At 58.7% G+C, this 13,443-nt stretch carries 14 protein-coding genes and 1 other RNA gene; 10 read left to right on the top strand and 5 right to left on the bottom strand.

All coding sequences use genetic code 11. The features are described from left to right. Positions 1-14 precede the first annotated feature (14 nt). Positions 15-1,712, bottom strand: a complete 1,698-nt coding sequence (locus L2I46_RS03910; RefSeq protein ID WP_048296861.1) for an SgrR family transcriptional regulator — start codon at positions 1,710-1,712, stop codon at positions 15-17. A gap of 127 nt (positions 1,713-1,839) precedes the next feature. Between L2I46_RS03910 and cof the strand changes: the two genes are divergently transcribed. Beyond that, on the top strand, positions 1,840-2,658 hold the full coding sequence (gene cof / locus L2I46_RS03905) for an HMP-PP phosphatase (protein ID WP_044521268.1): 819 nt from the start codon (positions 1,840-1,842) through the stop codon (positions 2,656-2,658). 44 nt (positions 2,659-2,702) lie between these two features. Here the strand turns inward: cof and L2I46_RS03900 are convergent, their stop codons facing one another. Beyond that, positions 2,703-3,755 (bottom strand): PLP-dependent cysteine synthase family protein, encoded by a 1,053-nt coding sequence (locus L2I46_RS03900; protein ID WP_048334176.1) that lies wholly within the window; start codon positions 3,753-3,755, stop codon positions 2,703-2,705. Positions 3,756-3,870: 115 nt separating this feature from the next. Between L2I46_RS03900 and L2I46_RS03895 the strand changes: the two genes are divergently transcribed. From L2I46_RS03895 to amtB, 5 genes are all read left to right on the top strand, one after another. Further along, positions 3,871-4,329, top strand: a complete 459-nt coding sequence (locus L2I46_RS03895) for an Lrp/AsnC family transcriptional regulator (RefSeq protein ID WP_004204786.1) — start codon at positions 3,871-3,873, stop codon at positions 4,327-4,329. Positions 4,330-4,372: 43 nt separating this feature from the next. Further along, positions 4,373-6,145 carry a SmdA family multidrug ABC transporter permease/ATP-binding protein gene (locus L2I46_RS03890; RefSeq protein WP_236947559.1) on the top strand — a complete coding sequence of 591 codons (1,773 nt, stop codon included), beginning with the start codon at positions 4,373-4,375 and terminating at the stop codon, positions 6,143-6,145. Beyond that, on the top strand, positions 6,138-7,916 hold the full coding sequence (locus L2I46_RS03885; RefSeq protein WP_032453858.1) for a SmdB family multidrug efflux ABC transporter permease/ATP-binding protein: 1,779 nt from the start codon (positions 6,138-6,140) through the stop codon (positions 7,914-7,916). Before L2I46_RS03890 ends, L2I46_RS03885 begins: the two co-directional genes overlap by 8 nt. Before the next feature lie 243 nt (positions 7,917-8,159). Then, positions 8,160-8,498 carry a P-II family nitrogen regulator gene (glnK, locus tag L2I46_RS03880; protein WP_002891893.1) on the top strand — a complete coding sequence of 113 codons (339 nt, stop codon included), beginning with the start codon at positions 8,160-8,162 and terminating at the stop codon, positions 8,496-8,498. 33 nt (positions 8,499-8,531) lie between these two features. Beyond that, positions 8,532-9,818 carry an ammonium transporter AmtB gene (gene amtB, locus L2I46_RS03875; protein WP_004204781.1) on the top strand — a complete coding sequence of 429 codons (1,287 nt, stop codon included), beginning with the start codon at positions 8,532-8,534 and terminating at the stop codon, positions 9,816-9,818. Positions 9,819-9,869: 51 nt separating this feature from the next. Here amtB and tesB read toward each other — a convergent pair whose 3' ends face one another. Continuing rightward, positions 9,870-10,733 carry an acyl-CoA thioesterase II gene (gene tesB / locus L2I46_RS03870; RefSeq protein ID WP_023288624.1) on the bottom strand — a complete coding sequence of 288 codons (864 nt, stop codon included), beginning with the start codon at positions 10,731-10,733 and terminating at the stop codon, positions 9,870-9,872. 216 nt (positions 10,734-10,949) lie between these two features. Here tesB and L2I46_RS03865 point away from each other — a divergent pair, with 216 nt between their 5' ends. Further along, positions 10,950-11,441, top strand: coding sequence for a YbaY family lipoprotein (locus tag L2I46_RS03865; RefSeq protein WP_023288625.1), 492 nt, complete (start codon positions 10,950-10,952; stop codon positions 11,439-11,441). Between the two features lie 37 nt (positions 11,442-11,478). Here the strand turns inward: L2I46_RS03865 and L2I46_RS03860 are convergent, their stop codons facing one another. Both L2I46_RS03860 and L2I46_RS03855 read right to left on the bottom strand, forming a co-directional pair. Then, complete coding sequence (locus L2I46_RS03860) at positions 11,479-11,790, bottom strand: MGMT family protein (RefSeq protein WP_023288626.1); 312 nt, start codon at positions 11,788-11,790, stop codon at positions 11,479-11,481. Between the two features lie 65 nt (positions 11,791-11,855). After that, positions 11,856-12,263 carry a hypothetical protein gene (locus L2I46_RS03855; protein ID WP_032453860.1) on the bottom strand — a complete coding sequence of 136 codons (408 nt, stop codon included), beginning with the start codon at positions 12,261-12,263 and terminating at the stop codon, positions 11,856-11,858. A gap of 241 nt (positions 12,264-12,504) precedes the next feature. Between L2I46_RS03855 and ffs the strand changes: the two genes are divergently transcribed. The 3 genes from ffs to L2I46_RS03840 all read left to right on the top strand — a co-directional run bounded on the left by ffs (position 12,505) and on the right by L2I46_RS03840 (position 13,380). Continuing rightward, an RNA gene (gene ffs, locus L2I46_RS03850) (signal recognition particle sRNA small type) lies at positions 12,505-12,601 on the top strand. Positions 12,602-12,910: 309 nt separating this feature from the next. After that, positions 12,911-13,168, top strand: coding sequence for a hypothetical protein (locus L2I46_RS03845; RefSeq protein WP_023288627.1), 258 nt, complete (start codon positions 12,911-12,913; stop codon positions 13,166-13,168). After that, positions 13,165-13,380, top strand: a complete 216-nt coding sequence (locus tag L2I46_RS03840) for a hypothetical protein (RefSeq protein ID WP_004142688.1) — start codon at positions 13,165-13,167, stop codon at positions 13,378-13,380. The genes L2I46_RS03845 and L2I46_RS03840 overlap by 4 nt, the downstream gene beginning before the upstream one ends. Positions 13,381-13,443: the final 63 nt, after the last annotated feature.

Below are 13,443 nucleotides of genomic sequence, written 5' to 3'. Positions count from 1 at the left end.
CACCACCAGCTCTCTCACGTCGACGCCGGCAGCCAGGCGCTGGCGAAGTCGAACCAGCCGCGGGCGTTGAGGCGCAAGCCATTGACACCCGGCGGGGCGCTGATCCGATAGTTGTATTTAAACAGCGGCGTCATGATGGCGTCTTCCATGAGGTTGTTGAATACGTTGCGCAGCGCATCGTTGCGGCTGCGGGCTTCCGGCTGCGCCTGTACCGCGTCTAATGTCGCCTGCAGATGGGCATATTGCGCCCCGGTCAGCAAATTGGGCCACAGCATATCGCAGCGCAGCCACTGCTCCAGGGCATACTCTGGCGCTTCGCCGATCAGGCGGTCGCCCATCATCAGGTCGGCCTGCCCCAGATGCTGGCAGCCCTCCCAGTTTTTGGCGTCATGAAACAGAAGCGTCAGCTCGCAGCCCAGCACAGCCAGCCGCTGTCTCAGCTGTTCGGCCATGGCGTGGAGTTCGACCGGCAGATGGTAGAGCAGCGTGAGCCTGGCCGGCAGCGGCACCGCGCTGTTTTCCGGCCCCTGCGGGATGGACCATCCCGGCAACACCTCATGGCTTGGCGTAATCAGATCCTCGTCGAGCGGCAGCGTTTCCAGCAACGATGAGCGGTGAATTATCGATACCAGCCGCTGGGCCTGCGCTTTGCTAAGCCGAGGGCTGTGACGCAGGGTCAGATAGCAGAAGCCAAGACTGATGCTGTTGCTGACCTGACGCAGGTTATGGAGCTCTTCGCGATCGCCAATCGTGATCTGCACCGGGTGGCGGCAGCTGGTCCCGAGATCGCGATCGAAGAGCTGGGGGGTGATCCAGTACTCCACCGCCTGGATCAGCGGATGCCGCAGATGGTAGCGGGGATGGTTCTCCAGGCGGACGAGTTCCGGACTAAACCGCTTCAGGCGGAACGGTCCGCAGCCGATGGCCGGATCGTCAGGATGGGCCAGCACGCTGCAATAGCTGGCGAGGCGGAACGGCAGCCAGTAGTCAGGGCGATGCAGCGTGATGGTGAGGCACTGGGCGTGAGTGACATCGATGCGGCTGATACTGGCGAAGAGGGTCCGCAAGGCGGGCAGATCCAGCAGCAGCAGTAAGCGCTGCCGCAGCTGTGCGGTTTCCACCGCATCGCCGTTGTGCCAGCACAGCGTGGAGCGGATATAAAACTGCCAGCGCAGGCCGTCAGGGGAGACCTGCCAGTGGTGCGCCAGATCGCCGATCGGCATAGTGTCGCCTTCGTCGAAGCGCGTCAGCCCGGCATAGATCTGCCCGGCCAAATGCTGCTCGGCGCGTCCGGGCAGAAAGCCGGGGCGTAGCGGCTCCAGCGGGCGATAGTATGGAATACGCAGCGTCGGGGTATTATTTTGCCACTGACCGCCCAGAAAGGGGTGGAGCAGGGCTTTCAGCTCCACCGGGGCCAGCTGCGCCAGCTCCAGCGCGTTTTGCTGCTGACCTTTATGCAGCGCCAGCTCCATCATCTCATTGCGCAGACGTTCCGGCGTTTTATAAAAAGAGAGCAGTCCGCGCTTACCGCGCCCGGAGCGGGCCTGCCAGCTTAACCATCCGGCCTCTTGCGCCTGACGCAGCAGGGTACGGACATGGCGTTCGCTGCAAAAACAGCGTTCCGCCAGTTCGCCGACGGTGACCTGCTGCGGCGCCCCGGCTGAGGGTTGCCACAGCCGCTGGTACTGATTTAAACGGTGTAAGAGTCGCATAAGCGCTGTCGTCCACCGGGCCGTAATAAACCCGGAACAATTTATATTATCTATTCACTATTACTTCCGTATATCCCAGGTGATACTGCAGCACAAGCGAAGCCCATCACACATTGGGGAAAACACCATGGCAAAACTGGCAGCATTTGATATGGACGGCACCTTGCTGATGCCGGACCATCGTCTCGGAGAAAAGACGCTCACCGCGCTTAAACGGCTGCGGGAACGCGATATCACCCTGACGTTCGCCACCGGCCGCCATGCGCTGGAGATGCACCATGTGATGGGTGAGTTTTCCCTGGACGCCTTTCTGATCACGGGCAACGGGACGCGCATCCACTCGCTGGAAGGGGAGGAGCTGTACCGTCAGGATCTCAATCCCGAGGTAGCGGAAGAAGTGCTGCATAGTCGATGGGATACCCGGGCCAGCATGCACGTGTTTAATGACGGCGGTTGGTTCACCGGCCAGGCAAGGCCTGAGCTTCTGAAGGCGCATGTCTTTAGCGGGTTTCGCTATCAACTGTGCGATCCGAAACGTATGTCGGCGCATCATGTCACCAAGATCTGCTTCTGCGGCGATCATGACGATCTGCGCCGACTGCGGATCCAACTGAATGAGGCGCTGGGCCAGCGCGCGTTTCTCTGCTTCTCGGCGATGGACTGTCTGGAAGTGCTGCCGGTTGGCTGCAATAAAGGCGCGGCGCTGGCGAGGCTGAGCCAGCACCTGGGCCTCACCCTACAGGAGTGCATGGCCTTCGGCGATGCGATGAACGATCGCGAGATGCTTCGCAGCGTCGGGCGGGGGTTCATCATGGGCAACGCGATGCCGCAGCTGAAAGCCGAGCTGCCGCATCTCCCGGTTATCGGCGACTGCCGGCATCAGGCGGTCTCCCATTTTTTAACGCATTGGCTGGATAATCCTGATCTTCCTTATTCCCCCGAATAGAGAGACCCTTCCAGCAAGCCAGATAGCATTTTATCTGGCTTTTTTTATGTTCTGCCGACCAGCCGGGCGAGCTCCGCCTGCCAGGGGGCGATATCGCCGATGTTGGCCGCCACCCACTGTGGGTTGTAATAGCTTTCCAGATAACGCTCGCCGCTGTCGCACAGCAGGGTCACGAGAGAACCCGTGCGTCCTTCCTCGCGCATCCGCGCGGCCAGCTGCAGCACCCCCCACATATTGGTCCCGGTCGAGGCGCCGACTTTTCGTCCAAGCTGCGTTTCCAGCCACAAAGCAGTGGCCACGCTCGCCGCATCCGGCACGCGCAGCATCTCATCGACAACGTCGGGAATAAATGATGGCTCGACGCGCGGGCGGCCGATGCCTTCAATTTTGCTGCCGACCGGGCTGCGCAGGCTGGCGTCGCGAGTCTGCCAGTAATCGAGGAACACCGAATTTTGCGGGTCGACAACCATCAGCTGCGTCTCGTAGCCCTGGCTGCGAATATAGCGGCCAATGGTCGCTGAGGTGCCGCCGGTGCCGGCGCTCATTACGATCCACGATGGCTGCGGGTGCGGCTCATGGCTCATCTGGCGGAAAATACTGTCGGCGATATTGTTATTGCCGCGCCAGTCGGTGGCCCGCTCGGCGAAGGTAAACTGATCCATATAGTGACCGTTCAGCTCGTGCGCCAGCGTTTCGGAAGCCGCGTAAATTTCGCAGGCGTTCTGCACAAAATGGCAGCGTCCGCCGTAGAACTCGATCTGTTCGATTTTGCGTCTGGCGGTGCAGGAGGGCATCACGGCGATAAACGGCAGCCCCAGCAGGCGGGCGAAATAGGCTTCAGAAACCGCGGTCGAACCCGAAGACGATTCGATAATCGTGGTGCCTTCTTTGATCCAGCCGTTGCACAGGCCATAGAGAAACAGCGACCGCGCCAGACGGTGTTTGAGGCTACCGGTCGGATGCGTACTTTCATCCTTCAGATAAATCGGGATCCCGGGAAAACCAGGCAGCGCCAGGCGAATCAGGTGTGTATCGGCGGAACGCTGATAGTCGGCGTTAATTTCACTAATGGCGTGTTTTACCCAGGCGCTATTCATCTCGGATTCCTGTTTGTCATTTTGTGCCCAGCTTAGCGGATTGTGCGGGAAAAATTGTTGCTATTTAGCCTTTCAATTACAATTGCGGGAGTAAATTATTCTCTCTGGTGGCCTTATGTTAGATAAAATTGACCGTAAGCTGCTGGCGCTGCTGCAGGAAGATTGCACCCTCTCTTTGCAGGCGCTGGCTGATGCCGTTAATCTGACCACGACCCCTTGCTGGAAACGCCTGAAACGACTCGAGGATGAGGGTATTCTCCGCGGGCGCGTCGCCTTACTCGATGCGGAAAAGGTGGGGCTGGGGCTGACGGCGTTTGTCCTGATCAAGACCCAACATCACAGCAGCGACTGGTATTGCCATTTTGTGAGCGAAGTGACGCAGATGGCTGAAGTGCTCGGCTTCTGGCGGATGGCGGGGGAGTATGATTATCTGCTGCGGGTGCAGGTGGCCGATATGAAGCGCTATGACGACTTTTATAAACGTTTGGTGAACAGCGTGCCGGGGCTGTCGGATGTCACTTCGAGTTTTGCCATGGAACAGATAAAATACACCACCGCCTTGCCTGTCGAATAACGGTATTGCGCCGTAACCCATAACAAAATCAGGATCTTACTGCTTGCGATTATTTGCACAACTCAGCTGGTATTTCCGCCGGGAGTGGCGCCGCTATCTTGGCGCCATTGCCCTGCTGGCCATTATTGCCGTCCTGCAGCTTGTTCCGCCGAAGGTGGTGGGCATTGTGGTCGACGGCGTGACGCAACAACATTACACCGCGGAGAAGGTGTGGATGTGGATCGGCGCGCTGGTGCTGATCGCGGTGATGGTTTACCTGCTGCGCTATGTCTGGCGCGTGCTGCTGTTCGGCGCCTCTTACCAGCTGGCGGTTGAACTGCGGGAAGACTTTTACCGGCAGCTGAGCCGCCAGCATCCGGCGTTCTATTTGCGCCATCGCACCGGGGATCTGATCGCCCGCGCCACCAACGACGTGGACCGGGTGGTGTTTGCCGCCGGTGAAGGGGTGTTAACCCTGGTGGATTCCCTGGTGATGGGCTGTGCGGTGTTGATTGTGATGTCGACGCAGATTAGCTGGCAGCTCACTCTGCTGGCGCTGCTGCCGATGCCGCTGATGGCCCTGGCGATCAAACGCAACGGCGATGCCCTTCACGAACGTTTTCGCGTTGCCCAGGCGGCCTTTTCCAGCCTCAACGATCGCACGCAGGAGAGTCTGACCAGCATCCGCATGATTAAGGCGTTCGGGCTGGAGGATCGCCAGTCGGCGCAGTTTGCCGCCGATGCGGCCGATACCGGAGCGAAAAATATGCGCGTGGCGCGCATTGACGCTCGCTTCGACCCTACTATCTATATCGCCATCGGGGCGGCGAATCTGCTGGCCATCGGCGGCGGCAGCTGGATGGTGATCCACGGTAGCCTGACGCTGGGTCAGCTCACCAGCTTTGTGATGTACCTTGGTCTGATGATCTGGCCGATGCTGGCGCTGGCGTGGATGTTTAACATCGTGGAGCGCGGTAGCGCGGCCTATGGTCGTATTCGCACCATGCTCGAAGAGGCGCCGGCGGTGGACGACGGGACCGAGACGGTACCGGCTGGCCGCGGCGTCCTGCAGGTCGCTATCCGCGATTTCATCTATCCGCAGGCGAGCAAGCCTTCGCTGGAACAGGTTAATTTTACCCTGCAGCCGGGGCAAATGCTGGGCATCTGCGGGCCGACGGGCGCTGGCAAAAGCACCATTCTGGCCCTGCTGCAGCGCCATTTTGACGTCACCAGCGGCGAGATCCGCTTTCACGATCTGCCGCTACCGCGTCTGCAGCTCGACAGCTGGCGCGAGCGGCTGGCGGTGGTCAATCAGACGCCGTTTTTATTCTCCGATACCGTCGCCAATAATATCGCGCTGGGAAAACCGGACGCGACGCCGGAACAGATTGAGCGGGTGGCGCGGCTGGCCAGCGTGCATGACGACATTCTGCGTCTGCCCCAGGGGTACGATACCGAAGTGGGCGAGCGCGGCGTGATGCTCTCCGGCGGCCAGAAACAGCGCATCTCGATTGCCCGCGCCCTGCTGCTGGAGGCCGAAATTCTGATCCTTGATGATGCTTTATCCGCGGTGGATGGCCGCACCGAACACCAGATCCTGCATAACCTGCGCCAGTGGGGAGAGGGGCGGACGGTGATCATCAGCGCCCACCGCCTGTCGGCGCTGACTGAGGCCAGCGAAATCCTGGTGCTGCAGCATGGGCATGTCGCCCAGCGCGGCCGCCATGAGGCGCTGGCGGTGCAGCCCGGCTGGTACCGCGACATGTACCGGTATCAGCAGCTGGAAGCCGCGCTCGACGAGGTTCCCCTGGAGCAAGAGGAGGCCCTGGATGCGTAGCTTTACCGAACTCTGGCCGACGCTTAGACGCCTGCTGGCCTATGGTTCACCGTGGCGTAAGCCGCTGGCCATCGCGGTGGCGATGATGTGGATCGCGGCGGCGGCGGAGGTGAGCGGCCCGCTGCTTATCAGCTATTTCATCGACAATATGGTGGCGAAACAGACTCTGCCGCTGAAGCTGGTGGCAGGCCTGGCGGCAGCCTATATCGGTCTGCAGCTGCTGGCGGCGCTACTGCATTATAACCAGTCGCTGCTGTTTAACCGCGCCGCGGTCGGCGTGGTCCAGCAGTTACGCAGCGATGTGATGGATGCCGCCCTGCATCAGCCGCTCAGCGAGTTTGATACTCAGCCGGTCGGGCAGCTGATCTCACGCGTGACCAACGATACCGAAGTCATTCGTGACCTGTATGTGACGGTAGTGGCGACGGTGCTCCGCAGCGCGGCGCTGATTGGCGCGATGCTGGTGGCGATGTTTAGCCTCGACTGGCGGATGGCGCTGGTGGCGATCGCGATTTTCCCGGCGGTGCTGATCGTGATGATCATTTATCAGCGCTATAGCACGCCGATCGTGCGCCGGGTGCGCGCCTGGCTTGCCGACATCAACGATGGCTTTAACGAAGTGATCAACGGCATGGGGGTTATCCAGCAGTTCCGCCAGCAGGCGCGCTTTGGCGAACGGATGCGCGAGGCCAGCTACGCCCACTACCTGGCGCGGATGCAGACGCTGCGCCTGGACGGTTTTCTGCTGCGTCCGCTGCTGAGCCTCTTTTCCTCGCTGGTGCTGTGCGGGCTGCTGATGCTGTTCGGCTTTAGCGCGGCGGGCACGATTGAGGTCGGGGTGCTGTACGCGTTTATCAGCTATCTCGGACGCCTCAACGAGCCGCTCATTGAGCTGACCACCCAGCAGTCGATGCTGCAGCAGGCGGTGGTCGCCGGCGAACGCGTTTTCGAATTGATGGACCGTCCGCGCCAGGCGTGGGGCGCCGATGACGCGCCGCTGAGCAGCGGTCGGGTGGAAATCGACCATCTCTCCTTTGCCTACCGCGGGGATCGTCTGGTCCTCCAGGATATCACGCTGGATATACCTTCCCGCAGTTTTGTGGCGCTGGTCGGGCATACCGGCAGTGGGAAGAGTACCCTCGCCAGTCTGATGATGGGCTATTACCCGTTAACCCACGGGGAGATCCGCATCGATGGCCGGCCGCTCTCTTCTCTCAGCCACAGCGCGTTGCGTCGGGGCATCGCGATGGTGCAACAGGATCCGGTGGTGCTGGCGGATACCTTCTACGCCAACGTCGCGCTGGGCCGGGACATCAGCGAAACACAGGTCTGGGAAGCGCTGGAGGCGGTGCAGCTGGCGGCGGTGGCGCGCAGCATGCGCGACGGCCTGTACACCCAGCTGGGCGAGCAGGGCAATAATCTCTCCGTCGGACAGAAGCAGCTGCTGGCGCTGGCGCGCGTGCTGGTGGAGACCCCGCAGGTTCTGATTCTGGATGAGGCGACGGCGAACATCGACTCCGGCACCGAGCAGGCGATCCAGCAGGCGCTGGCGAAGGTTCGCCAGCATACCACTCTGGTGGTCATTGCCCATCGCCTGTCGACCATCGTTGAGGCGGATACCATTCTGGTCCTGCATCGCGGTCAGGCCGTCGAGCGGGGCAACCATCAGCAACTGCTGGCGGCGAAAGGCCGCTACTGGCAGATGTATCAGCTACAGCTGGCTGGTGAAGAGCTGGCGGCCAGCGCCAGAGAAGAGTCGCTCAGCGCCTGATGCACCACCAGCAGGCAGCGAAGGCGGGTCGGCCTGTCGTGGTGCAAAAACGTTACATCAAATGCACCGCCGTGGTGCATTTTTGCTCGTTAAACGCCTTTACGCAGGCTAATGCCTGACCTCTCGCCTGTTTTTTGCCATCAAAGGGCCGCTCAGCGGCCTTTTTTCATTTCTGGCATAGCCCTTGCTTTATATCCATCGTGTTAGCTGCGGCCATTACCGAATACTGACTGGAGGGGACTTATGAAGCTGGTTACCGTGGTAATCAAACCATTCAAACTGGAAGACGTGCGTGAAGCCTTGTCTTCCATCGGCATTCAGGGCCTGACGGTCACTGAAGTCAAAGGATTTGGCCGTCAGAAAGGTCATGCGGAGCTCTACCGCGGCGCCGAGTATAGCGTCAACTTTCTGCCAAAAGTGAAGATTGATGTGGCGATCGCCGACGATCAGCTGGATGAAGTTATCGATGTCATCAGCAAAGCGGCTTACACCGGAAAAATTGGCGACGGCAAAATTTTTGTCGCTGAATTGCAGCGCGTCATTCGCATCCGTACCGGCGAAGCTGACGAAGCGGCACTGTAATTTCCAGACCACACAGTGATGGGGAACGAAACAATGAAAATGGCAACAATGAAATCGGGTCTGGGGGCGTTAGCCCTTCTTCCGGGGCTGGCGATGGCCGCGCCTGCGGTGGCGGACAAAGCCGATAATGCGTTTATGATGATTTGCACCGCGCTGGTTCTGTTTATGACTATCCCGGGGATTGCGCTGTTTTACGGCGGGCTGATCCGCGGTAAGAACGTTCTTTCCATGCTAACGCAGGTGATTGTCACCTTTGGCCTCGTCTGCGTACTGTGGGTCATTTATGGCTATACCCTGGCCTTCGGCACCGGCGGCAGCTTCTTCGGCAGCTTTGACTGGGTAATGCTGAAAAATATTGAACTGAAAGCGCTGATGGGCACCTTCTATCAGTATATCCACGTCGCCTTCCAGGGCTCGTTCGCCTGCATCACCGTCGGGCTGATCGTCGGCGCGCTGGCTGAACGTATCCGTTTCTCCGCGGTGCTGATTTTCGTGGTGGTGTGGATGACGCTCTCCTACGTGCCGATTGCGCATATGGTCTGGGGCGGCGGTCTGCTGGCGACCCATGGCGCGCTGGATTTCGCCGGCGGCACTGTTGTGCACATCAACGCCGCGGTCGCCGGGCTGGTGGGCGCCTATATGATGGGCAAACGCGTGGGCTTCGGCAAAGAAGCGTTCAAACCGCATAACCTGCCGATGGTGTTCACCGGCACCGCTATCCTCTATGTGGGCTGGTTCGGCTTCAACGCCGGCTCTGCCAGCGCAGCGAATGAAATCGCGGCCCTGGCGTTCGTTAACACCGTCGTGGCGACCGCCGCGGCTATCCTGGCGTGGACCTTTGGCGAATGGGCTCTGCGCGGCAAACCTTCACTGCTGGGCGCCTGCTCCGGGGCAATTGCTGGTCTGGTTGGCGTTACGCCGGCGTGTGGTTATATCGGTGTCGGCGGCGCGCTGATCGTCGGTATCGCCTCTGGCCTGGCGGGCATCTGGGGCGTGACTGCGCTGAAACGCTGGCTGCGTGTGGATGACCCTTGCGACGTCTTCGGCGTCCACGGCGTCTGCGGCATCGTCGGCTGCATCCTGACCGGTATCTTCGCGGCGACGTCTCTGGGCGGCGTCGGTTATGCGGAAGGCGTCACCATGGGCCATCAGCTGCTGGTGCAGCTGGAAAGTATCGGCATTACCGTGGTCTGGTCCGGCGTCGTCGCTTTCATCGGCTACAAAGTGGCGGATATGACCGTAGGGCTGCGCGTACCGGAAGAGCAGGAGCGCGAAGGGCTGGACGTCAACAGCCATGGCGAAAACGCCTACAACGCCTGACAGAAAACCCTTCTCCATGTAGCAAAAAGCCTCCCGTCAGGGAGGCTTTTTTTATGCGTTGCGGTTGCGCATCACCCCTTCCTGGACCGTTGAGGCAACCAGCGTGCCATCCTGCGTGTAAAACTCGCCGCGAACGAAGCCGCGGGCGCTGGAGGCCGAGGTGCTTTCAACGCTGTACAGCAGCCACTCATTGATATTAAACGGCCGATGGAACCACATTGAGTGGTCGATGGTGGCGACCTGCATGCCGGGCTCAAGGAAACCAACGCCGTGCGGCTGCAGCGCCACCGGCAGGAAGTTAAAGTCCGAGGCATAGCCCAGCAGATACTGATGAATGCGCAGATCGTCGGGAACGGCGCCGTTGGCGCGCAGCCAGACCTGGCGCGCCGGCTCGGCGATATGGCCTTTCATCGGGTTATGAAATTCCACCGGTCGGATCTCCAGTGGCTTATCGCAGAGGAATTTGTCTTTCACCTGCGGCGGCAGGAGATGCGCCAGCTTGCGGGCGATGTCGGTTTCCGAAGGCAGTCCGTCAGGGGAGGGGGCGGCCGGCATCGCTTTCTGATGCTCATAGCCGTGCTCTGGCGCCTGGAAGGAGGCGGTCATATAGAAGATCGGCTTCCCGTTCTGGATGGCGGCGACCCGGCGGGCGCTAAAGCTGTTGCCGTCGCGCAGGACCTCCACATCGTAGACGATCGGTTTTTGACTGTCGCCGGGGCGCAGAAAGTAGCTGTGAAACGAATGCACCAGACGTTCAACGGGCACGGTCTCTTTTGCGGCATACAGCGCCTGGCCCACCACCTGGCCGCCAAAAACCTGGCGCAATCCCAGGTCTTCGCTCTGTCCACGGAACAACCCTTCCTCAATTTTTTCCAGATCTAATAATGCCAGCAGGTTAGAGAGTGCCTGACTCATACTTATCCTCAATTAACAATGGCGGCGCCGTGCGCGTAATGTGGCAAAGTATAACCTGGAATCGCAAGTGGTCCGATGGGTGTAATAATCTGAATAACAACCGGTCAACAGGAAGAAATCTGAGATCTGTGCCACACTTATTGACGACACGAAAGTTCCTGCCGGCGAAGCGGCGGAACATCCTCCTGGGTATAAAGGGATGATAAGGAGAACATCATGAAATTTGCCTATATGTTTAGTGCCTTAGCCGTCGCCGCGACGCTGACCGCCTGTGCTAATCACCACTCCACCAGTTCTTCCGCTCAGGCAGCCGCACCCGACCCTTACGGTATTGCGACGCTGAGCGTGGCGCAGCAGCAGCCGAGCGTCACGGGGACGATTAATATCCGCCAGAGAATCGCATTACCGCCGGATGCGGTGCTGACGGTGACCCTGTCGGATGCTTCTCTGGCAGATGCGCCAGCCCGCGTATTGTCGCAAAAAGCGGTGCGTACCGAAGGCAAGCAGGCGCCATTTAACTTTGCCCTGCCTTACAACCCGGCAGATATTCAACCGAACGCCCGCATTCTGTTGAGTGCAGCGATTACGGTTAATGGCCAGCTGATGTTCATTACCGATACCGTGCAGACGGTGATCAATCAGGGGGGCACCCATGCCGACCTGACGCTGGTTCCGGTTCAGCAGACCGCCGTACCTGTCGCACAGTAAGCTCGATGAGCCCCCGGATGGGGGCTTTTTTTGGTCTTCAGTAAACCCAGCGATAGTGCTGGAGATCGATATGGCCGCTGCCGGAGACCTGTACCCCTTCGGCCAGCAATGCCTGACGCTGCCGCTGCAGATCGGGGCCGGTGAGGGAGATATCGCCATGGCGATTGACCACCCGATGCCAGGGCAGAGTGGACCCTTCCGGCAGACGCTTCAGCACACCGCCCACCTGGCGCGCCGCGCGCGGAGAACCGGCCAGCCTGGCGACATCGCCATAGGTCGTGACATACCCTTCCGGTATTGACGCCACAATGTGCCAGACACGTTGGGGAAATGTATCGAGCGGATCCATATTTAGTCCTGTTACCCGAAAAACGCCAGCATAAGCGCTGATCTGCAGGCTGTACAGCCTGCAGATCAGGCGGGCTGTTCGACGGTGAACGTCAGGGCCAGGCCGAGGATCTGCATGCCATGGACATTGTCGGAAGGTGAACTGGCGATGAGGCTCTCCAGGAATTTTAACCGCTGCGAGGTGGCGTTGATGATCAGCTTCGCGCGCAGGCCCGGCATGGTCAGCGACGAGATGGGGTAGACCACCCGACCGCTGATGTAGACCGGTAGCTTGCGCAGTTCCACCTGACGCAGCACGCCGACGGTGGAATAGAGCAGCGCCAGCGGCGTGACCGCCCGCACCGGCGCCTGACTGATAGTCACGAAGTTGAGCATTTTTTCAGGGCGCAGATAATTCACCCCCTGAAAGGCGATGGTCATCCCTTCAATGGCGGGCAAAGGCAGAGTGATGGTCTGTGGTGATGAGTCAGTCATTCGATTACCGTAGAGACAATGCGCTGATGATAAAAGAGAACATAAGGTGGATAAGTATGGTGGATATCCCGGCAGTGTGCTGAGCGCACGCTCTCACTCTCACAGATTGAGCGTGAGTGACTGGTTTTATTCGCGTTATTGCGCAATAAACCAGCAGGCAGTCGGGGCGCGCTTGCAATTCACCAGGTCAGCAGGGATAATGCGCCAGCGCGTTGGGTAACAACGCTCTCAATGGGGGCTCTGTTGGTTCTCCCGCAACGCTACTCTGTTTACCAGGTCAGGTCCGGAAGGAAGCAGCCAGAGCAGACGACGTGTGTGCCGGGATGTAGCTGGCAGGGCCCCCACCCATTTCGCCCTCATGATATATCCCTTATATTTTCCCGGTCTTTATTCCTGCTATATTTAATACCTGATACAGATCACATATTATTTTTTGTTGCTAAAACAACCCGTTTTTATTCCATAATATTGACTTGTCATAAATCTGAAATGCTACTGCAATATTAATGTCATTTTCGTGTCATAAATAAAGCGCATCTTATTGCTGGGAATTTGTTGCCAGATCCATGCTATAAAATATATCTCTGGATCAGCATGTTAACTTCGTGTATTAATTATGATGATTTTATTGCACGGGAAGCGTAGCTATGACCACAGTGGTTTTGAATGTAAAAATTGACGCTGAGTTAAAAGAGAAGTTGCGTCATTATGCGGAAGTGAATAACGAGAACCTGGGTACGGCAACGGAAAAGCTGCTGCAGCTGGCTTTTCAGCTGGAGGCATCAGCAGGTGAGGCGGGGGTGACGGAAGAGGACATTGACAGCCAGCATACCGAAGAGGAAGCGACGCCATTAACCCCTAAAGAAATCAAAGCATTAAGAAAACTTCTGAAGAAGAAAAAATGAAACAACAATTCTCTACAGCCAGCAACTATAGCGAAGCCTGCGATATGTTGCGCTCAGGATACGTAAAACACGTTCGCCTGAACTGGAATATCGGTAGTGATGAGTTCTTTCGCATTGCCTCCGACTGGTGTGACACCGGCGCTAAAATTAAAAAAGATGAAGATGGCTTTATTATTTCCCTGAAAGGGTTTCCTATTCCGCGCCAGCATTAATGAAATTGCCTTATTTCCGTCACCGGGTTGCCATAACCAGATGGCAGGATACTCAGGCAATTT

The sequence above is a fragment of the Klebsiella sp. 2019SCSN059 genome (genome assembly GCF_021739525.1).
Taxonomy (GTDB): Bacteria; Pseudomonadota; Gammaproteobacteria; order Enterobacterales; family Enterobacteriaceae; genus Klebsiella; species Klebsiella quasipneumoniae.
This window is presented reverse-complemented; position numbering and strand designations above follow the sequence as displayed.